The organism is Streptomyces sp. NPDC093018, assembly GCF_040684035.1.
Taxonomy (GTDB): domain Bacteria; phylum Actinomycetota; class Actinomycetes; order Streptomycetales; family Streptomycetaceae; genus Streptomyces; species Streptomyces murinus.
This window is the reverse complement of the sequence record NZ_JBFBFF010000016.1, coordinates 102,674-121,116: the sequence shown is the minus strand read 5'-3', so window position 1 is coordinate 121,116 and position 18,443 is coordinate 102,674. Positions and strand designations below refer to the sequence as shown.

Genomic DNA, 18,443 nt, shown 5'->3' with positions numbered 1-18,443 from the left:
GCGACAAGGACGTCACGGTCGTCCACCTCATGCGGCACGGCGAGGTGGAGAACCCGGACGGCGTGCTGTACGGCCGGCTGCCCGGCTACCACCTCTCCGAGCTGGGCCGGAAGATGGCCGACCGGGTCGCGGAGCACCTCGCCCCGCGCGACATCACCTATGTCTGCGCCTCCCCGCTGGAGCGGGCGCAGGAGACCGCCACCCCGATCGCCAAGGCGCACGGTCTCGACCTGGACACCGACGCGCGGCTGATCGAGGCCGAGAACGTCTTCCAGGGCAAGACCTTCGGCGTCGGCGACGGCGCGCTGCAGCGGCCGGGCAACTGGAAGCACCTGGTCAACCCGTTCCGGCCGTCCTGGGGCGAGCCGTACGTGGACCAGGTCGTGCGGATGATGGGCGCGCTGGACGCGGCCAAGGACCAGGCGCGCGGCCATGAGGCGGTGCTGGTCAGCCATCAGCTGCCGGTGTGGATCGTCCGGTCGTACGTGGAGCGGCGGCGGCTGTGGCACGACCCGCGCAAGCGGCAGTGCACCCTCGCCTCGCTGACGTCCTTCACCTACCTCGGCGACAAGATCGTGTCGGTCGGCTACAGCGAGCCCGCCATCGATCTGGTCCCGGCGCATCTGCGGGCCGGAGCCCAGCCGCAGAAGGGCGGCGGGCAGGGGAAGGCGTTCGGCGCCTGACGGTCCGTTAAAAGGCGTTAGGACGCTTTTGCCGGGACTATTGCGAAAAACATATTAATTAAAGGAACCTCCCCGATCGTCGTGCCCTCTGTCTGGGTGACCACCATCACCACGCGCGACGAATCGGGGATCCTTCATGCGCACCGTCTCCCGGAACCTCTCCCGCAGGGGAATGCTCGGCATCGGCGCGGGCGCCGCGGCCGCCGCCACCCTGTCCGGCTGCGGCAGCCTCAAGTCCTCGGACGGCGGCGGGCACGCGAACGGTTCCCGTCAGGTGCAGGGCGGCAAGGACCGGCCGGCCAAGCTGATCGGCGACGGCTCCACCTCCTTCACCGGCAAGCAGCCCGGCCACTCGAAGAAGCCCGAGCCGCTGGAGCCGGGCCAGACCCCACCGCAGTTCGTGGTCTTCTCCTGGGACGGCGCGGGCGAGGTCGGCAACGGCCTCTTCCCGCGCTTCCTGGACCTCGCCAAGCAGCACGAAGCGCACATGACCTTCTTCCTCTCGGGCCTCTACCTGCTGCCCGAGTCGAAGAAGCGGATGTACGAGCCCCCGAACAACGCGCGCGGCGCCTCCGACATCGGCTACCTCACCGACGAGCACATCAAGGCCACCCTCACCAACGTCAACCGGGCGTGGCTGGAGGGCCATGAGATAGGCACCCACTTCAACGGGCACTTCTGCGGCGAGGCGCACGGCTCGGTGAAGTGGTGGACGCCACAGCAGTGGAAGAGCGAGATCGACCAGGCGAAGTCCTTCGTCAAGGAGTGGAAGACCAACACCGGCTGGCACGACCTGCCCGCGCTCCCCTTCGACTACGACAAGGAGCTGGCCGGCGGCCGCACCCCCTGCCTGCTGGGCCAGGACAACCTGCTGCCCACCGCCCGCGAGCTGGGCTGGCGCTACGACGCCTCGTCCCCGGGCGGCCGCCAGGTGTGGCCGGTCAAGCGCCAGGGCATCTGGGACTACCCGCTCCAGGCCGTGCCGTTCCCCGGGCACAGCTTCGAGGTGCTGTCCATGGACTACAACATGCTCGCCAACCAGTCCATGAACTCCACCAAGGCGCCCGCCTACAACTACCCGGGCTGGCGCAAGCAGTCCGCGGCGGCGTACATCGCCGGTTTCCAGCGGGCCTACGAGACGAACCGCGCGCCGTTCTTCATCGGCAACCACTTCGAGCAGTGGAACGGCGGGATCTACATGGACTCCGTCGAGGAGGCGTTCAAGCACATCGCGGCCCAGCGGGACAAGGGTGCCGACGTCCGGATGGTCTCCTTCAAGGAGTTCACGGACTGGATCGACGTCCAGAAGCCCGAGGTCCTCGACAAGCTGCGCACGCTGGACGTCGGGAGCCGGCCCACCGGTGGCTGGAAGACGTTCCTCGCCTGAGCCACGCGAGGGCGCGGGCCCGGCGCCCGCGCCCGGAATGTCCCGTGTAAATAGCTCCTGAAATGCGGTTTTCCGCCCCGCAGGGGGGTGCGCGAGAACCCCGGGAACGACATGCGAAACTTTTCACATGAGTACCCGTAGCCGCGCCGCCCTGCTCGGCGCTGTGGCCGTCACCGCGGCCCTGTCCCTGTCCGCGTGCGGCAAGGGCGGCACCTCGGGCGGCGGCGGCAACACCAACTTCGTCACCGGCAACAACGGCATCGACACCGTGCCGGTGAGCAAGCGCACCGCGGCCCCGGACCTGTCCGGAAAGACGATCGACGGCAAGTCGGTGGACGTGGCCGATTACCAGGGCCAGGTCGTCGTCATCAACGTCTGGGGCTCGTGGTGCAGCCCGTGTCGCGAAGAGGCCCAGTACTTCGCCAAGGTGTCGAAGGCGTACGAGGGCAAGGGCGTGCGGTTCGTCGGGATCAACACCCGCGACACCAGCACGACCCCCGCGGTCGAGTTCGAGAAGGCGCACGGGATCACCTACCCGAGCCTGTACGACCCCACGGGCAAGCTCATGCTGCGCTTCAAGAAGGGCACCCTGAACCCCCAGCTGATCCCCTCCACGCTCATCATCGACCGGCACGGGAAGGTCGCCGCGCGAGCCCTGGAGGCGCTGGACGACACCACGCTCCTGAAGATGCTCAAGCCGGTCGTCGCGGAGAAGTGACGTGGGTACGACCGTGACGCTGGGCCAGACCGTGACGCTGGCCGCGCAGAACCAGACAGTGCTCCACGGGGCGCTGCTGGTCGCGCTGCCCGTCGCCCTGCTCGGCGGGCTCGTCTCCTTCTTCTCGCCCTGCGTCCTGCCGCTGGTGCCGGGCTACCTCTCCTATGTCACCGGCGTGGTCGGCACCGACCTGGCCGAGGCCCGGCGCGGGCGCATGGTGGCCGGCGCCTCCCTGTTCGTGCTCGGCTTCAGCGCCGTGTTCGTCTCCGGCGGGGCGTTGTTCGGCTCCTTCGGCTGGACCCTCCAGGAGCACAAGGACACGCTGTCCAAGGTGCTCGGCGTCGTCATGATCCTCATGGGCGTCTTCTTCATGGGTCTGATGCCCTGGTTCACCCAGCGCGAGTTCCGCTTCCACAAGCGGCCGTCGACCGGACTGCTCGGCGCGCCGATAGTGGGCGCGCTGTTCGGGATCGGCTGGACGCCCTGTATCGGCCCGACCCTCGCCTCGGTGAACATCCTCGCCATGCAGGAGTCGAGCGCGCTGCGCGGGGCGACCCTGATGATCGCCTACTGCCTGGGGCTCGGCGTGCCCTTCGTGCTGGCGGCCGTGGCCTTCCGCAAGGCCCTCGGCGCCTTCGGCTGGGTCAAACGCCACTATGTGTGGGTGATGCGCATCGGCGGCACGATGATGATCGTGACCGGTGTGCTGCTGCTGACCGGTGCCTGGGACAGCCTGGTGCAGCAGATGCAGACCTGGTCCAACGGCTTCACTGTGGGGATCTGATCGATGAGCAAGACCGAAACCGACAAGGGCCAGGACCAGGAGGAGCTCGGCGCCGCCGGGTCCCAGCTGTCCACCGCCCCGCGCGAGGAGCCGCTCACCGGCGTGCCCGCCTTCGGGGTGATCGGCTGGATCCGCTGGTTCTGGCGGCAGCTGACCTCCATGCGGGTCGCGCTGCTGCTGCTCCTGATGCTGTCGCTGGCCGCGATCCCCGGCTCGCTGATCCCGCAGTCCGGCGCCGACATCAACAAGGTCGCCGACTTCCAGCAGGCGCACAAGACGCTCGCGCCGATCTACGACAAGCTCGGCCTCTTCCACGTCTACAGCTCGGTGTGGTTCTCCGCGATCTACATCCTGCTGTTCATCTCCCTCATCGGCTGCATCGTGCCGCGCGCCTGGCAGTTCATCGGGCAGCTGCGCGGCCGGCCCCCGGGCGCGCCCAAGCGGCTGACCCGGCTGCCCGCGTACACGACCTGGCGTACGACGGCGGAGCCCGAGGAGGTCCGCGCGGCCGCGCTCAAGCTGCTCAAGCGGCGCCGCTTCCGCGCCCACGCCGAGGGTGACGCGGTCACCGCCGAGAAGGGCTATCTGCGCGAACTGGGCAACCTGGTCTTCCACATCGCCCTGATCGTGCTCCTGGTCTCCTTCGCCTGGGGCCAGATGTACAAGTCGGACGGCACCAAGCTGATGGTGGAGGGCGACGGCTTCTCCAACGCGCTGCCGATGTACGACGACATGAAGTCCGGCAGCCTGTTCCGGAGCGACGACCTGGTGCCGTTCAGCTTCGACCTGAAGAAGTTCACCGGCACCTACGAGAGCAGCGGCCCCAACCGCGGTACGCCCCGCACCTTCCAGGCGACGATCGACTACAGCGTGGGTGCGTACGGCAAGCGCAAGACCACCACGATCAAGGTCAACGAGCCGCTGCACATCGGCGACTCCAAGGTCTACCTCGTCAGCCACGGCTACGCCCCGGTCGTCACCGTCCGCGACGGCAAGGGCAAGGTCGTCTACCAGGACGCCGTGCCGCTGCTGCCGCTCGACGGCAACGTCACCTCCAACGGCGTCGTCAAGGTGATGGACGGCTACAAGGACCCGCAGGGCAAGAGCGAGCAGCTCGGCTTCCAGGCGTTCTTCGTGCCGACCTTCGACCCGAAGTCCGGCACGATGATGTCGCAGTTCCCCGCGCTGCTGAACCCGCTGCTCGCGGTCAACGCCTACCACGGCGACCTGGGCGTGGACGCGGGCATCCCGCAGAGCGTGTACCAGCTCGACACGACCCATATGAAGGCGTTCAAGGACGGCAAGGGCCAGCTGCTGAAGAAGCTGCTCAAGCCCGGCGACACCATGAAGCTGCCGAACGGCGCCGGTTCCATCACGTTCGAGAAGGACGTGAAGCAATGGGCCGGCTTCGAGATCGTCCAGGAGCCGGGCAGCATCTGGGCCCTGACCGGCGCGCTCGCCGCGATCTTCGGTCTGGCCGCGTCCCTGTTCATCCAGCGCCGCCGGGTGTGGGTGCGGGCGGTGCGCGGTGCCGACGGTGTGACCGTCGTCGAGATGGCCGGGCTCGGCCGCAGCGAGTCCGCCAAGCTGCCGGAGGAGCTGGGCGATCTCGCCGGGATCCTCTACGACCAGGCGCCGGGTGCACCCGACCCGGACGACGCCCCCGCAACCTCCCCCGACCCTCACGTCGTACCTGCCGAAGGGGCTGAGAAGTGACTCTCGCCGCCGCAACAGAGCTGGCCACAGCGACCAACGAGCATCTCGCGAACATGAGCAACACGCTCATCTACTCCGCGATGACCGTGTACACGCTGGCCTTCCTCGCCTACATCGCCGAGTGGATCTTCGGCAGCCGCAGCAAGGTGGCCCGTACGGCCAACGCGCTGACCGACGGGGGCAAGCAGCAGGCGGGCCCCGCCGTCACCGTGAAGAAGGCCGGCGGCACCGCCGTACTGGAGCGCCCGAAGGTCGTAGTGCGCGCGGCGGCCGGTGCCCGGGACGTGCCGGACGGGCCCGGCGCGCACGGCGGTGATGCCCAGGGTGACATGTACGGGCGGATCGCGGTCTCGCTGACCGTGCTGGCCTTCGTGGTGCAGCTCGCCGGTGTGATCGCCCGCGCGGCCTCGGTGGGCCGGGCGCCCTGGGGCAACATGTACGAGTTCAGCATCACGTTCACCACGGTCGCCGTGGGCCTGTACCTGGTGCTGCTGGCGCTGAAGAAGAACGTGCGCTGGCTGGGCCTGTTCCTGACCACCACGGTGCTGCTGCTGCTCGGCCTCGCCGTGACCGTGCTCTACACGGCCAGCGACCAGCTGGTCCCGGCCCTGCACTCGTACTGGCTGTACATCCACGTCTCCACCGCGATCTTCTGCGGCGCGGTGTTCTACGTCGGCGCGGTCGCCACCATCCTGTACCTGTTCAAGGACTCGTACGAGAACAAGCTGGAGGCCGGGATCAAGCCGGGCTCCTTCGCCACCTCGGTGCTGGAGCGGCTGCCCGCCTCGGCCTCCCTGGACAAGTTCGCCTACCGGGTCAACGCGGCCGTCTTCCCGCTGTGGACGTTCACGATCATCGCGGGCGCGATCTGGGCGGGCGACGCCTGGGGCCGCTACTGGAACTGGGACCCGAAGGAGACCTGGTCGTTCATCACCTGGGTCGCCTACGCCTGCTACCTGCACGCGCGCGCCACGGCCGGCTGGAAGGGCCGCAAGGCCGCCTATCTGGCGATGATCGCGTTCGCCTGCTGGCTGTTCAACTTCTACGGCGTGAACATCTTCGTCACCGGCAAGCACTCCTACGCGGGCGTGTGAGCGAAGGCTCGCCCACACTGGAGTCATGAGCGGTTCCATCGCACAGGGCACCAGTCAGACCCACGGGAACACGCACATACTCCATTTCCTGGTGCGGCTCCCGAGGCCCATGGAAGACGTCTGGACGGCGGTGGCCACCCCCGAGGGGATCGGGGCGTGGTGCACCGCCGTCGGCGTTCTCGAACCCCGTCTCGACGGCGCGGTCTCCTTGCGGGGCCTGGGCTCGGGCCGGGTCACCGCCTGGGACGTGGACCGGGTCGCCGAGTACACCCTCGACGAGGGCGGCGGCGGGCGGCTGCGGTTCCATCTGGAGCGGGACGGCACGGCGGAGTGCGTGCTGCGCTTCACCCATGAGTTCCAGGGCGAGGGGCCCTCGGACACGGACTGGCGCCATAAATTCGAACAATTGATCGCCATGCTGGGTCCGGTGTCCGGGACGTAGCCGGAGACGGCCCGGGCGCCCTCACGCGGGCGGCAGGCAGTCCTTCCCCGGCGGCTTCCCCTCCGGCCAGGCCAGCTGGACGAACTGCGAGTCGCCCTCCGGGGTCAGCCGCACGATCGGTACGGCCTTGTCGTACGGGTTGCCGTGCTCGTCCAGGCAGATCCAGCCGCTCGCCCCGGCCACCTTCAGCGAGCCCTTGACCTGCGGCCACTGCAGGCCCACGTCCGCGAGGGTCGGAATGCTCCGGCCCTCCGGCACGGCCTCGCGGATGCCGTGCACCGCGAGCTGGAGCGCGTCGTAGCCGATGATCAGCTGGCCGTCGTCCAGGGCGACCGGTCCTATCGGACCGGCCGGCTTGTGCTCGGCACTCTTCAGCAGCCGCTGGAGGGTCTGGTAGTCCGCCGTGGAACCGCCCGTCTTCGGAGGGTTCTTCAGCCAGGCGTCCGGATGGGCGAGGGAGGTGAAGAGCACGGTGAGGTTGTGCCGCAGGGCGTCGCGGTTCAGCTCCTTCTCATAGGTGAGGTAGGAGGCCTCGTCGCCGGTGAGGACCTGGAAGGAGCGGTCCATGCAGCCGCGGTCGCCCAGCGCGTTGACGAACTGCCGCAGCTGGGTGTGCCGGCCCGCGAACAGGATCGTGTGGGTGTCCCGGGGGGTGTCGCACACGATGTTGGTGATCTGCCGGAAGGTGTTGGCGGTGGTGCCCTCCTGGCTGCGGTCGGCGGGCGGGGTGAACGGCTGCTCCAGGACCGGCTGGTACGGCGATCCGTTCATCAGCGTGCTGAACGACTGCTTCAGCGAGTTCGTGTACGGGTCGCCCGGCTTGTCGTAGACCAGCATGGCCTTGTTCTCGTTGGACCGGTTCGCCTTGGCCTTGGTGTAGGAGGCGAGCGCGCGGGCCTCGTCGGTGTTGGTCGGCGCCACCCGGGCGAGGCCGGGGTAGGGGTCCGGCTTCTTGCCGTGCTGCCCGTTGGCCAGCTCGTCGGCGGTGATGGAGGAGCCGATCACCGGGATGCCGAGCTTGGTCAGCGCCGCCACGGCCGCCTGGTTGGGATCGGTGCTCTGCCCTATCCCGGCCACCGCCCGCAGCCGGTCCGCGCTCCGGGTCATCCCCTCCAGCTGGTCCACCGTCGGCCGCCAGCTGTCCTTGCCCGTACCCGAGTTGGCGAGCAGCAGGCGGATCTGCGGGGACTGCCCGTTGGAGTCGTGATTGGCCGAGTACTGGGCGAGATAGGCGCCTTGCAGCTGATGCTCTATGTCGTTCAGATTGGTCGTCGAGGTGGATGTGAACGGCAGCATCAGCGCCACCGTGACATAACTCCCGCTCTTCAGGCCCTTGTTCTCCCGCCCGATCGCCTCCACCACCTGATGGAAGCGGGGCTGCCCGAAGTCGTACACGCCGGTCGCCACGCCCACGCACTCGTCGCTGCCCGCGGGCCGCGACACCCCCGGCGCGCACCGCCGGTCGTCGTGCATCAGGGTGCGCACCCCGAAGACCCCGCCCGCCACCAGGGCCGCCGCCAGCAGCAGGGACAGATACCGGCGCAGCGGGATCTCCCACACATGCTCGCGTACCCAGGTCCCCATGCCCCCCGCCATCAGGCCTCCCCGCGACCGTCGTCCTCAGGATCGGCCGGGCCCTCGATCGGGCGCCCGGCCAGCGCGGCCGCCGGCCAGTCCCGGGAGGCCCGCCACAGCAGCGCGCCCGCCGCGGGGCGCAGATTGGACAGTTGCTCCAGCTCGAAGCGGAGCCGATCGCACACCTTGGGGTCCGGCAGCACCAGCGGATCCGTCAGCTCCCACAGCGCGTGCAGCAACCGCCGTACCCGCAGATGCAGTACGGCGTCCACGCCCTCCGGCAGCGGATAGCCCGCGTCCGTCACACCGAGCGCGACCGCGGCCCGCCGGTCGCCGCGCCCGCCGAAGTCGCGGCCCTCGGCGTCATGTGCGTGGAAGTAGGGCGCGGACGCGATGAAGCGCAGGGTGCGCAGCCACACCCGGGTGTCGGCCCCGGCGAAGTCGTCCCGCAGCCGCGCGACCGCCGACTCGGCGTCCCCGAGGGCGAGTTCGTGGTAGAGCCGGTACGGCGCCCGCTCCGGCTCCGCGTAGTGCTCGATCAGCGTCTCGTGCGCGCGCCGCCATGACCCGTGGTCCTCGTCGCGCAGATGCAGCCGCAGCAGCAGCAGCGTCCGCACGAACGGGTCGCCGACGAACTGGCCCGGTACGACGGGCAGTCCCTCCTCGGCGAGCAGCGTCTGCAGGGCCCGTACGTCGGCGGGCCCGAACGTGTCCGGCAGCAGTGCCGAGGCCAGCGCGCACGCCGATTCATGGTCATGGGCGGCGGCCAGCACGGTCAGCTCCTCCAGGTACGCGGCCGGCACCAGCCGGTCCAGCAGTGCCTGGTGGACGGGCGAACCCGGCTGGTCCTCGGCCGGGCGGAACTCCGCGGTGAGTAGCTCGCCCAGCGAGGTCACCTCGGGCAGATGCTGCGCGGCCGACTCGGCGAGCAGCACCACGCCCAGCGGGTTGCCACCGGTCAACCGGTGCGCGGCGGCCGGGAGATGGGAGGGCACGGCGGTGTCCGCGCACAGCGCGCCGACGATGTGCAGGGTGTCGTCCGCGCTCAGCGGCGGCAGCGCGACCAGCAGCGCCCGCGAGGAAGGGGCCGCGTCCGGCGTCCAGCCGGTGCGCCGGGCGACCTCGGCCAGCTGCCGCCGTACGGCATTGGGCAGTTCGGCCCGGCCCTCGCCGCGCCGGGCGGCCACGAACACCACCCGGTCGCCGGTGCCCTCCGCGCGATCGCGCAGCACGGCCGCGGTCAGCTCCGGGCCCGGGGTCGTCTGCGCGTTGTCGAGCAGCACCAGGGGCCGGCCCAGGCGCTGCATCTTCGCCATGAACCCGGTGTACGCCTCGCCGAGGTCGGCCAGCAGCGCCCGCACCAGATACCGCTCCGCGTGCTCGCGCGAGCCGTCGCCGTCCCGGAAGTGCTGGGACAGCAGGATCAGCCCGCGCTGGGCGTTGCCGCCCGCGTTCGGGTACGAGCGGTACCACTCCGACGCCTTCTGGTGCTTGTGGCCGGTGAACCCCTCGGCGACGGACTCCAGGGTGGCCTCGATGGCGCCCGAGACCAGCGGGCCCGCGCCGGTGGCGGCCGCGACCACCTTCGCCGCGACCTTGCCCGCCCAGCGGCCCGCGAACGCGCCGATCCGCGGGCCCCGCTCGTTCAGCAGCAGGATCCGCTCGACCTCCCGGCGGATCCGCTCCGCCTCGGCGTCGCCCCAGCCGCCCGCGGCCACCGCGACCAGGCCCGACATCAGCCGCGGGAAGGTGATCCGCCCTGCGCCGGTCACCGGCTCCGCCAGCTGCTCGGCGATCACCAGCAGTGCCTGGGCCGACGGCGACCAGGAGTCGGCGGGCCGGCCCGCGGGCGGCCCGGCGAACTGCGTGGCCGAGCAGTCGATCGACGCGACCGGGGTATGTCCCCGGTAGGCCTCCTGGAGCGCGTCGAGCACCGCGCTCTTGCCCAGCCCCCGGGCGCCGGTGAGCACCACGAAGGGCGGCTCGTCCGGGTGCTCCAGAGGATGGGCGCGATGGCGTCCGGGGACCAGGCCCACCAGGCGCGGCGCGAGTCCGGCCGGATCGGCGTCGAAGAGCGCCCCCCGCCCGTGCAACCGTGTGCGCACAGCATCGCCCCCCTCAACGACAGTGTAGAAAGGGGTAGTTGCTCCGTGCCAGGGCCAGTGGTGCCCGTTTGGATAACGATGTGTGCCCATGACACCGCGGTGCGCTCATGACACCGCGGACAGGCTGCCGTGGCCCGCCGTGACGATGTGGTCCCGCAGCCGCTCCACGTACAGCCGCATGTTCTTCGCGGCGACATCCGTGTCCGGGTAGCGGCTGGCCAGCCACAGCCCCTCGTGCTGCCGGTTCACCCAGACGCACACCTGGTCGCCGTACGACACCCGCAGCAGCGCGTGCGCCCGCATGTCCGTCCACCGGTCGGCGCCGGGCACGGTCCGGGTGTCGACGTACGAGACGATCGAGTACAGGTCGGGCGAGGTGGGCCGGAAGTCCGCGCCGAGCAGCGCCAGCACCCGGGCCAGCGGCATCCGGGCCAGCTTGCGGGCCGCGCCCAGCTCCGCCCGCACCGCCCGCAGGACGTCCGGGAAGCCGCGGGTGCCGGTCAGCGGCACCTCGATGGGGGCGCCGCCCACGTACCAGCCCACCGAGTCGGTCCAGCGCGAGCGGACCCGGGTGTGGAACGGCACGACCGTCCGGTACACCGACTGCCCGCCCAGCTCCCGCACGCTGAGCGCGGTCGCCGCCAGCACGCCGACCAGGCTCCCGCCGTAGGGGCGGCAGTACGCCTCGAACGCGGCCGCCGTCTCCGCGTCCGCGAGCGGCTCGCACAGCATCGCCTGCGGGGGCAGCGGCTCGCCGGGGGTGAGGCCGAGGTCCACCGGGAAGGTCGGCAGGGTGCCGCCGCCGCGCCGGATGAACTCCCGCCAGCGGGCCACGATGTCATGGTCGCCGTCCAGCCGGTCCGCGTCGGCCCGCTCGATCTCGCAGAAGTCGACGTAACTGGCCGCGGGCGCGGGGCGGTCGGCGGAGCGCCCCGCCGTGAGCGCGTCGTACAGCTCGTGCACCTCGGCGGCGATCCGGGTCAGCGAGTAGGCGTCCACATTGCTGTGGTCGAAGGCCATGTAGACGCTGGTGGAGTCGGGGCGTACGACGGCGGTGTAGATGAGGTTCGGCCAGCGCAGGGCGTCGGCGACGGTGTCGAACCGGTCCTGGAGATGCGCGGTGAGCCGGTCCGCGTCGTCGAACTCCCCGGCGTCCTCGCGGTGCAGGGACACATCGGCGGGGTCGAGGGTGAACCGGCGCAGCTCCTCGCCCGCGAAGCGGAACCCGCTGCGCAGCGTCTCGTGCCGCAACGTCCAGGAGCGCAGCGCCTCTTGGAGCACGTCAAGGTCGACCCGGCCCGGCAGATCGAAGGCGGTGCCGAGCCAGGTCGGCACGAACAGCCCGTCCTCCCGTACGCACTTGGCGGTCCGGATGTGCGACTCCTGGATGTAGGCCGGCGGCCGGGAGTCCTCCGGCAGCCGCGTCGCCGCCGCCACGGTGGCCGGGCTCAGCGTCCACTCGACGAGCCGTCCCGGCCGTACCCCGCAGCGCTGGATGTCAGTGATTCGCACGCGTCTCCCATCGAAGAAGGGGCCCTGCTGAATAGGGCCCCCCTCCAAGGCAATGCCGTGGGAGGCGGCGGAGACATGCCCGCCGCCGCCATTTCAACGGAACGGGTGGCAGGCCGAACGGGGGACTGATTAACCGACAGTGACCATGCGGGGGTCCGGCCGGGGTCCGGCCAAGGCCCGGCCGGACCCCGGCCGGGGATCAGCCGTTGATCATCCCGATGATCGCCCGCACCGCCTCCGCCACCGGCTGCCCGACCGTGCCGACGGTCGCCGCGATGCCGGCGATGGCCATCAGCGCCCGGTGCCGCTCCGGCGCGGGTACGGCGGCGTCGGCGGTCGCGGCCGGGACGGACTCGTCGAGCAGCGCCGCGCTGGGCTCCGGCACCTGGGCCCGCAACTCGGCCACCAGCCGCCGGAGTTCGGCGAGGGCCGCGACCACCGCCGGGTCCTGCGCGGTCGGCGCGCCGCCCTGGTTCTTGACGATGCCGATATTGCCGGTGCCGCCGTGCATGTTGACGTTGTCGCCGTAGAAGTAGCTGTCACCGCTCATGAGCTGATCCCCGTGTTCCCGCTGCCGCCGTACATGTTGACGTTGTCCCCGAAGTAGTAGTTCTTCGGCGAGACCGTGAGGCTCTGCACCGTCACCCGGAACTCGGTGTCCGGATGCTCGATGGCGTACGAGAGCCGCTCCACCAGCTGGTCCAGATAGCGCGGGTCCGGGCTGGTGACCAGCGCGGTGGACGCGCCCGAGGTCTCCACCGCGAGCACAAACTGCGGGCTCGCGGTCAGGACACCGATCATGTCGACCAGGAAGAAGATCTCGGCGCCGATGGCGAGGAGCCAGACGAAGACGACGTAACCGGCCGCGCCCGACTGCCCGTCCGACCCGCCCAGCGCCAGCGCGGGCAGGCTGGGCAGCATCACGAGCATCGCGATGGCGATGGTCCCGGCGCTGTACCGCAGGAACCGCAGCACCGCCTCCTTGCGCCTGGGCCGCAGCACGAAGGAGTACACACGGGCGATGTTGGCCAGCGGATACACCGCCCGGCCGATCCACAGGATGCGCTTGCTGACCCGCAGATCGAGCATCCTCGGCACCGGGTGCGGCGAGGGCGCGGGCACGTCGGGCATGGGCGGCGCGGCGGCGGGCGGGGCGGGCGGCGTGGTCGGCGGGGCGGTTGGCGCGGGTGGTGCGGGTGGCAGGTCCTGGGCGGGGCGCTCGGGCCCCGTGCCGTACTGCATCTGTCGTCCCCCAGAGGTCGGGCAGAAACTGACTGCTCGGTGACGACCATTAACCCGACCCGCGCGCGGCACTGGCAAGTGGTTAAGCACACAAGATCCCGGACGGGATCCGACACCCGGCCCGGCCGTGGACCGGGCCCGGTGACGGGGGCCGGGTGGGGTGTGGCAGATACTGGGGGGCATGGCTTACGACGATCTTCGCTCCCTGCTCCGGGCCCTGGAGCGCGAGGGAGACCTCAAGCGCATCAAGGCCGAGGTCGACCCCTACCTGGAAATCGGGGAGATCGTCGACCGGGTGCAGAAGTCCGGCGGCCCCGCGCTGCTCTTCGAGAACGTCAAGGGCTCGGCGATGCCGCTGGCCATGAACGTCTTCGGCACCGACCGCCGCCTCCTGAAGGCGCTCGGCCTGAAGTCGTACGGCGACATCTCGGACAAGATCGGCGGGCTGCTGCGCCCCGAGCTGCCGCACGGCTTCGTCGGGGTGCGCGAGGCGTTCGGCAAGCTGGGCGCGATGGCCCATGTGCCCCCGAGGAAGATCAAGGAGGCGCCGGTCCAGGAGGTCGTCCTGCACGGCGACGACGTCGATCTCGACCGGCTCCCCGCGCTGTTCACCTGGCCCGAGGACGGCGGCTCCTTCTTCAACCTGGGCCTGACCCACACCAAGGACCCCGAGAGCGGCGTCCGCAACCTCGGCCTGTACCGCCTCCAGCGCCATGACAAGCGCACCATCGGCATGCACTGGCAGATCCACAAGGACAGCCGCAACCACTACCAGGTGGCCGCGCGCCGCGGCGAGCGGCTGCCCGTCGCCATCGCCTTCGGCTGCCCCCCGGCCGTCACCTACGCCTCCACCGCGCCGCTGCCCGGCGACATCGACGAGTACCTGTTCGCCGGGTTCCTCGCGGGCAAGCGGATCGAGATGGTCGACTGCAAGACCGTGCCGCTCCAGGTCCCGGCCAATGCCGAGGTCGTCCTGGAGGGCTGGCTGGAGCCGGGCGAGATGCTCCCCGAGGGCCCGTTCGGTGACCACACCGGCTTCTACACGCCGCAGGAGCCGTTCCCCGCGCTGAAGATCGACTGCGTGACGATGCGCAAGCGGCCGCTGCTCCAGTCGATCGTGGTCGGCCGCCCGCCCACCGAGGACGGCCCGCTCGGCCGCGCCACGGAACGCTTCTTCCTGCCGCTGCTGAAGATCATCGTCCCGGACATCGTGGACTACCACCTGCCCGAGGCCGGCGGCTTCCACAACTGCGCGATCGTCTCGATCGACAAGAAGTACCCGAAGCACGCGCAGAAGGTCATGCACGCCGTCTGGGGGGCGCACATGATGTCCCTCACCAAGCTGATCGTGGTCGTGGACGCCGACTGCGACGTCCACGATCTGCACGAGGTCGCCTGGCGCGCCCTCGGCAACACCGACTACGCCCGTGACCTCACGGTCGTGGAAGGCCCCGTCGACCATCTCGACCACGCCTCCTACCAGCAGTTCTGGGGCGGCAAGGCCGGGATCGACGCCACCCGGAAATGGCCGGAGGAGGGCTACACGCGCGACGGCGGGTGGCCGGAGATGGTCCTGTCGGACCCGGATACGGCCGAACGGGTGACTCGACGCTGGAAGGAATACGGACTGTGAGAGGGACGGACATGATGGTGCAGGGCAGCGCGGAGACGGGGTTTCCCCGCCTCCGCGGGGGTGATCCGGAGTGCGGCCTGTGAGTACGGCCGCCGCGATGCCGCAGCCGGGACGCACCAAAGCGTTCCTTCGCCTGGTGATGATCGAGCACTCGGTCTTCGCGCTCCCCTTCGCCTACATCGCCTCCCTGACGGCGATGTACACGCTGGACAAGAACATCCACTGGGCCCGGCTGCTGCTGGTCACCGTCTGCATGGTGGGCCTGCGCACCTTCGCGATGGCCGTGAACCGGATCATCGACCGGGAGATCGACGCCCGTAACCCCCGCACCGCGCACCGCGAGCTGGTGACCGGCGCGATGTCGGTACGGCACGCCTGGACCGGCGCGCTCGTCGCCCTGGTGGTCTTCCTGGGCGCCGCCGCGCTCCTGAACCCGCTGTGCCTGGCCCTCGCGCCCATCGCGGTGATCCCGATGGTGGTCTACCCCTACGGGAAGCGGTTCACCAACTTCCCGCAGGCCATCCTGGGTATCGCCCAGGCCATGGGCCCCATCGGCGGCTGGCTCGCGATCACCGGCAGCTGGTCCTGGGACGCGGTGATCCTCGGCCTCGCCGTCGGCATCTGGATCGGCGGCTTCGACCTGATCTACGCCTGCCAGGACGTGGAGACCGACCGCGCCATCGGTGTGAAGTCGGTCCCGGCCCGCTTCGGCATCCCGGCCGCGATCTGGGGCGCCCGCGCCTGCCATACGATCACCACCGCGCTGTTCGTCTGGTACGCCCTCGCCACCCACGCCGGCGCCTTCTTCTGGCTCGGCCTGGTGATCGTGGCCGGCGCGTTCCTCTACGAGCACCGGATCGTGCGCCCGCACGACCTGTCCCGGCTCAACCGGGCGTTCTTCAGCGTCAACGGTTTCATCGGCATCGCCCTTTTCGTGTGTGCCCTGCTGGACCTGCTGGTCCGGGGCCTGACCGTCTGAACCCGGGCCCGACCGCCCGAACCCGGGGCACACGCCCGCCTCTTGCCCCCACCCGGCCTGAGCCCGGGTGGGCACGCCGGTACGCTCAAGGTGTGAACGCAGGAGAAACGCGGCGCGTGCCTTGGATCGTGGGGGTGTCCGGTGCTTCCGGGACGCCGTATGCGGCTGCCGTGCTGCGGGCGCTGCTGGCGGCGGGAGAAGCCGTCGACCTGGTGGTCAGCCGGGCCTCCCGGCTGACGCTGCTGGACGAGACGGGGATCTCGTTCCGGGACGCCCACTGGCAGGACGACCTGCGGGAATGGCTGGCCCGGGGGGCCGACGGAAAGCCCGGGACCTTCGCGGCGGACGTCAGCGGGGTGCGGTACTGGAACGCGGGCGATCTCGCGGCGGGCCCCTCCTCGGGGTCGTACCCGGCCAAGGGCATGCTCATCGTGCCGGCCTCCACGGCCTGTGTGGCGGGGGTCGCGCTGGGCCTGTCCAAGGATCTGCTCCAGCGCACGGCGAGCGTGACACTGAAGGAACGCCGCACCCTCGTCGTCGCCGTACGGGAGACCCCGCTGAACGGCCAGACCCTGCGGCATCTCGTCGCCCTGGACGACGCCGGCGCCGCGGTCGTCCCCGCCTCGCCCGCCTTCTACGCGGGTGCCACGCACATCCAGGATCTGGTGGACTTCGTCGCCGGGCGGGTGCTGGACGCGGCGGGCGTCGAGCACGGGCTGTACCGGCGCTGGCGGGGCGAACTGGGCGGTGGCGCGGACCGGCCGTGACCGGTGGTCGGCCGCGACCCGGCAGGTGCTTTACCTTTCATCACTCCGGAACTCTTCAGCGGAAGGCTTCGATCGCATGGACGCGGTGGACAGGCAGCTCATCCAGGCCCTCAGGGAGAACGGCCGGGCCTCCTACGCGGAGCTGGGGCGCCTTGTCGGACTGTCGGGACCCAGCGTCACCGACCGCATCAACCGGCTGGAGGCGGCCGGTGTCATCACCGGTTACCGCGCGACGGTCGACTCGGCCTCCCTCGGTCTCGGCGTCACCGCCCTGATCGGCATCTCGCTCTCCGACGCGGCCGACCACGAGGACGTGGCGCAGCGGCTGCGGGACCTCAAGGAGATCGAGGACTGCTGGTTCATCGCCGGCGACGACTCCTTCATGCTCAAGGCGCGCGCGGCCGATGTGGACGGCCTGGAGCGGATCATCCGCCGGCTCAGCGGGACCAAGGGCGTGTCGCGGACCCGTACCACCATCGTGCTGTCCACGAAGTGGGAGAACCGGGTCGGGGAGCTGCCCGAAGAGGTCTAGGGATACCGTAGGCCGAGCTGTCGTAGAAAGGTGTTGGCATGGACGTCGGGCTCAAGCGCGCGCTGGAGGAGAAGGTCCGCTCCGGTGAGCGGCTGACCCGCGAGGACGGCATCGCGCTGTACGAGTCGGACGACCTGGCCTGGCTCGGTGGTCTGGCGCACGAGGTGCGGACGCGCAAGAACGGCGACGTCGTGCACTTCAACGTCAACCGGCACCTGAACATGACGAATGTGTGCACGGCCTCCTGCGCGTACTGCTCCTTCCAGCGCAAGCCGGGGGAGAAGGACGCGTACACGATGCGCATCGAGGAGGCCGTCAAGCTCGCGAAGGCGATGGAGACGGAGAACCTCACCGAGCTGCACATCGTCAACGGGCTGCACCCGAACCTGCCGTGGCGCTACTACCCGCGGTCCCTGCGCGAGCTGAAGGCGGCGCTGCCGAACGTCTCCCTCAAGGCGTTCACGGCGACGGAGATCCACCACTTCGAGACGATCTCCGGTCTCACGGCGTCCGAGATCCTGGACGAGCTGATCGACGCGGGCCTGGAATCGCTGACCGGTGGCGGCGCGGAGATCTTCGACTGGGAGGTCCGCCAGCACATCGTGGACCACCGCACGCACTGGGAGGACTGGTCCCGGATCCACCGCCTCGCGCACGAGAAGGGGCTGAAGACCCCGGCCACGATGCTGTACGGCCACATCGAGGAGCCGCGGCACCGGGTGGACCACGTGCTGCGCCTGCGTGAGTTGCAGGACGAGACCGGCGGCTTCCAGGTCTTCATCCCGCTGCGCTATCAGCACGACTTCGTGGACATGAAGGACGGCAAGGTCCGCAACAAGCTCCAGGCGCGGACCACGATGGCGACCGGCGCGGAGGCCCTGAAGACCTTCGCGGTCTCCCGGCTGCTGTTCGACAACGTCCCGCACGTCAAGGTCTTCTGGGTCATGCACGGCGTCCAGACGGCGCAGCTGGCCCTTCAGCACGGCGCGGACGACATGGACGGCTCGGTCGTCGAGTACAAGATCACCCACGACGCGGACAACTACGGCACGCCGAACAAGCTGACCCGCGAGGACCTCCTGGACCTCATCCGCGACGCCGGTTTCCGTCCCGTGGAACGCAACACGCGCTACGAGATCATCCGCGAGTACGACCCGGCGGACCCGGCGCGCAGGGACTCCCCTCAGCCGATGCGCCTCTGACGTCCTTTCGCCCACCCACCCGTCGGCCCGACTGTGTCGGATCGACATATGGCGGGTTGTGAGCCTATGCTG

General features: G+C 70.2%; 17 protein-coding genes. 12 read left to right on the top strand and 5 right to left on the bottom strand.

Going from position 1 to position 18,443, the window contains the following annotated elements:
- Positions 1 to 29: 29 nt before the first annotated feature.
- From AB0N90_RS29390 to AB0N90_RS29360, 7 genes are all read left to right on the top strand, one after another.
- The gene (locus tag AB0N90_RS29390; RefSeq protein ID WP_365201864.1) at positions 30 to 683 is read left to right on the top strand and encodes a histidine phosphatase family protein; all 654 of its coding nucleotides are present in this window, start codon (positions 30 to 32) and stop codon (positions 681 to 683) included.
- Positions 684 to 819: 136 nt separating this feature from the next.
- Positions 820 to 2,070 carry a hypothetical protein gene (locus tag AB0N90_RS29385; RefSeq protein ID WP_365201753.1) on the top strand — a complete coding sequence of 417 codons (1,251 nt, stop codon included), beginning with the start codon at positions 820 to 822 and terminating at the stop codon, positions 2,068 to 2,070.
- Positions 2,071 to 2,197: 127 nt separating this feature from the next.
- Positions 2,198 to 2,788 (top strand): TlpA disulfide reductase family protein, encoded by a 591-nt coding sequence (locus AB0N90_RS29380; RefSeq protein ID WP_365201751.1) that lies wholly within the window; start codon positions 2,198 to 2,200, stop codon positions 2,786 to 2,788.
- A 19-nt stretch (positions 2,789 to 2,807) separates the two neighbouring features.
- Entirely contained in the window at positions 2,808 to 3,572 is a 765-nt protein-coding gene (locus AB0N90_RS29375; protein ID WP_106979982.1) for a cytochrome c biogenesis protein CcdA, read from the top strand.
- 3 nt (positions 3,573 to 3,575) lie between these two features.
- Complete coding sequence (locus AB0N90_RS29370; RefSeq protein WP_365201748.1) at positions 3,576 to 5,288, top strand: cytochrome c biogenesis protein ResB; 1,713 nt, start codon at positions 3,576 to 3,578, stop codon at positions 5,286 to 5,288.
- Positions 5,285 to 6,382, top strand: a complete 1,098-nt coding sequence (gene ccsB / locus AB0N90_RS29365) for a c-type cytochrome biogenesis protein CcsB (RefSeq protein WP_365201745.1) — start codon at positions 5,285 to 5,287, stop codon at positions 6,380 to 6,382. Before AB0N90_RS29370 ends, ccsB begins: the two co-directional genes overlap by 4 nt.
- A 25-nt stretch (positions 6,383 to 6,407) precedes the next feature.
- Complete coding sequence (locus tag AB0N90_RS29360) at positions 6,408 to 6,824, top strand: hypothetical protein (RefSeq protein ID WP_365201742.1); 417 nt, start codon at positions 6,408 to 6,410, stop codon at positions 6,822 to 6,824.
- A gap of 21 nt (positions 6,825 to 6,845) precedes the next feature.
- Here AB0N90_RS29360 and AB0N90_RS29355 read toward each other — a convergent pair whose 3' ends face one another.
- From AB0N90_RS29355 to AB0N90_RS29335, 5 genes are all read right to left on the bottom strand, one after another.
- Positions 6,846 to 8,408 carry a hypothetical protein gene (locus tag AB0N90_RS29355; RefSeq protein ID WP_365201740.1) on the bottom strand — a complete coding sequence of 521 codons (1,563 nt, stop codon included), beginning with the start codon at positions 8,406 to 8,408 and terminating at the stop codon, positions 6,846 to 6,848.
- 11 nt (positions 8,409 to 8,419) lie between these two features.
- The gene (locus tag AB0N90_RS29350; RefSeq protein WP_365201738.1) at positions 8,420 to 10,504 is read right to left on the bottom strand and encodes a hypothetical protein; all 2,085 of its coding nucleotides are present in this window, start codon (positions 10,502 to 10,504) and stop codon (positions 8,420 to 8,422) included.
- 105 nt (positions 10,505 to 10,609) lie between these two features.
- A complete protein-coding gene (locus AB0N90_RS29345) occupies positions 10,610 to 12,016 on the bottom strand; it encodes a condensation domain-containing protein (protein WP_365201737.1) in 1,407 nt (468 codons plus the stop codon).
- A 199-nt stretch (positions 12,017 to 12,215) separates the two neighbouring features.
- Positions 12,216 to 12,566, bottom strand: coding sequence for a hypothetical protein (locus AB0N90_RS29340; protein ID WP_365201735.1), 351 nt, complete (start codon positions 12,564 to 12,566; stop codon positions 12,216 to 12,218).
- Entirely contained in the window at positions 12,563 to 13,258 is a 696-nt protein-coding gene (locus AB0N90_RS29335) for a DUF6232 family protein (protein ID WP_365201733.1), read from the bottom strand. Before AB0N90_RS29335 ends, AB0N90_RS29340 begins: the two co-directional genes overlap by 4 nt.
- Before the next feature lie 181 nt (positions 13,259 to 13,439).
- Here AB0N90_RS29335 and AB0N90_RS29330 point away from each other — a divergent pair, with 181 nt between their 5' ends.
- The 5 genes from AB0N90_RS29330 (at position 13,440) to mqnE (ending at position 18,371) form a co-directional block, all read left to right on the top strand.
- Positions 13,440 to 14,891, top strand: a complete 1,452-nt coding sequence (locus AB0N90_RS29330; RefSeq protein WP_232988423.1) for a menaquinone biosynthesis decarboxylase — start codon at positions 13,440 to 13,442, stop codon at positions 14,889 to 14,891.
- A 97-nt stretch (positions 14,892 to 14,988) separates the two neighbouring features.
- Positions 14,989 to 15,870, top strand: coding sequence for a menaquinone biosynthesis prenyltransferase MqnP (gene mqnP, locus AB0N90_RS29325; protein WP_086808845.1), 882 nt, complete (start codon positions 14,989 to 14,991; stop codon positions 15,868 to 15,870).
- A 116-nt stretch (positions 15,871 to 15,986) separates the two neighbouring features.
- Positions 15,987 to 16,637: a UbiX family flavin prenyltransferase gene (locus AB0N90_RS29320; RefSeq protein WP_365201731.1), complete on the top strand. Its 651-nt coding sequence runs from the start codon at positions 15,987 to 15,989 to the stop codon at positions 16,635 to 16,637.
- A 76-nt stretch (positions 16,638 to 16,713) separates the two neighbouring features.
- Entirely contained in the window at positions 16,714 to 17,169 is a 456-nt protein-coding gene (locus AB0N90_RS29315; RefSeq protein WP_037658649.1) for an Lrp/AsnC family transcriptional regulator, read from the top strand.
- A 38-nt stretch (positions 17,170 to 17,207) separates the two neighbouring features.
- On the top strand, positions 17,208 to 18,371 hold the full coding sequence (gene mqnE, locus AB0N90_RS29310) for an aminofutalosine synthase MqnE (protein ID WP_365201729.1): 1,164 nt from the start codon (positions 17,208 to 17,210) through the stop codon (positions 18,369 to 18,371).
- Positions 18,372 to 18,443: the final 72 nt, after the last annotated feature.

What these genes read in the sequence shown, in the direction of transcription:
- AB0N90_RS29390 (WP_365201864.1), top strand. Translation starts at nt 30, where the DNA reads ATGCGGCACGGCGAGGTGGAGAACCCGGACGGCGTGCTGTACGGCCGG.
- AB0N90_RS29385 (WP_365201753.1), top strand. Translation starts at nt 820, where the DNA reads ATGCGCACCGTCTCCCGGAACCTCTCCCGCAGGGGAATGCTCGGCATC.
- AB0N90_RS29380 (WP_365201751.1), top strand. Translation starts at nt 2,198, where the DNA reads ATGAGTACCCGTAGCCGCGCCGCCCTGCTCGGCGCTGTGGCCGTCACC.
- AB0N90_RS29370 (WP_365201748.1), top strand. Translation starts at nt 3,576, where the DNA reads ATGAGCAAGACCGAAACCGACAAGGGCCAGGACCAGGAGGAGCTCGGC.
- AB0N90_RS29360 (WP_365201742.1), top strand. Translation starts at nt 6,408, where the DNA reads ATGAGCGGTTCCATCGCACAGGGCACCAGTCAGACCCACGGGAACACG.
- AB0N90_RS29355 (WP_365201740.1), bottom strand. Translation starts at nt 8,408, where the DNA reads ATGGGGACCTGGGTACGCGAGCATGTGTGGGAGATCCCGCTGCGCCGG.
- AB0N90_RS29340 (WP_365201735.1), bottom strand. Translation starts at nt 12,566, where the DNA reads ATGAGCGGTGACAGCTACTTCTACGGCGACAACGTCAACATGCACGGC.
- AB0N90_RS29335 (WP_365201733.1), bottom strand. Translation starts at nt 13,258, where the DNA reads ATGCAGTACGGCACGGGGCCCGAGCGCCCCGCCCAGGACCTGCCACCC.
- AB0N90_RS29330 (WP_232988423.1), top strand. Translation starts at nt 13,440, where the DNA reads ATGGCTTACGACGATCTTCGCTCCCTGCTCCGGGCCCTGGAGCGCGAG.
- mqnP (WP_086808845.1), top strand. Translation starts at nt 14,989, where the DNA reads ATGCCGCAGCCGGGACGCACCAAAGCGTTCCTTCGCCTGGTGATGATC.
- AB0N90_RS29315 (WP_037658649.1), top strand. Translation starts at nt 16,714, where the DNA reads ATGGACGCGGTGGACAGGCAGCTCATCCAGGCCCTCAGGGAGAACGGC.
- mqnE (WP_365201729.1), top strand. Translation starts at nt 17,208, where the DNA reads ATGGACGTCGGGCTCAAGCGCGCGCTGGAGGAGAAGGTCCGCTCCGGT.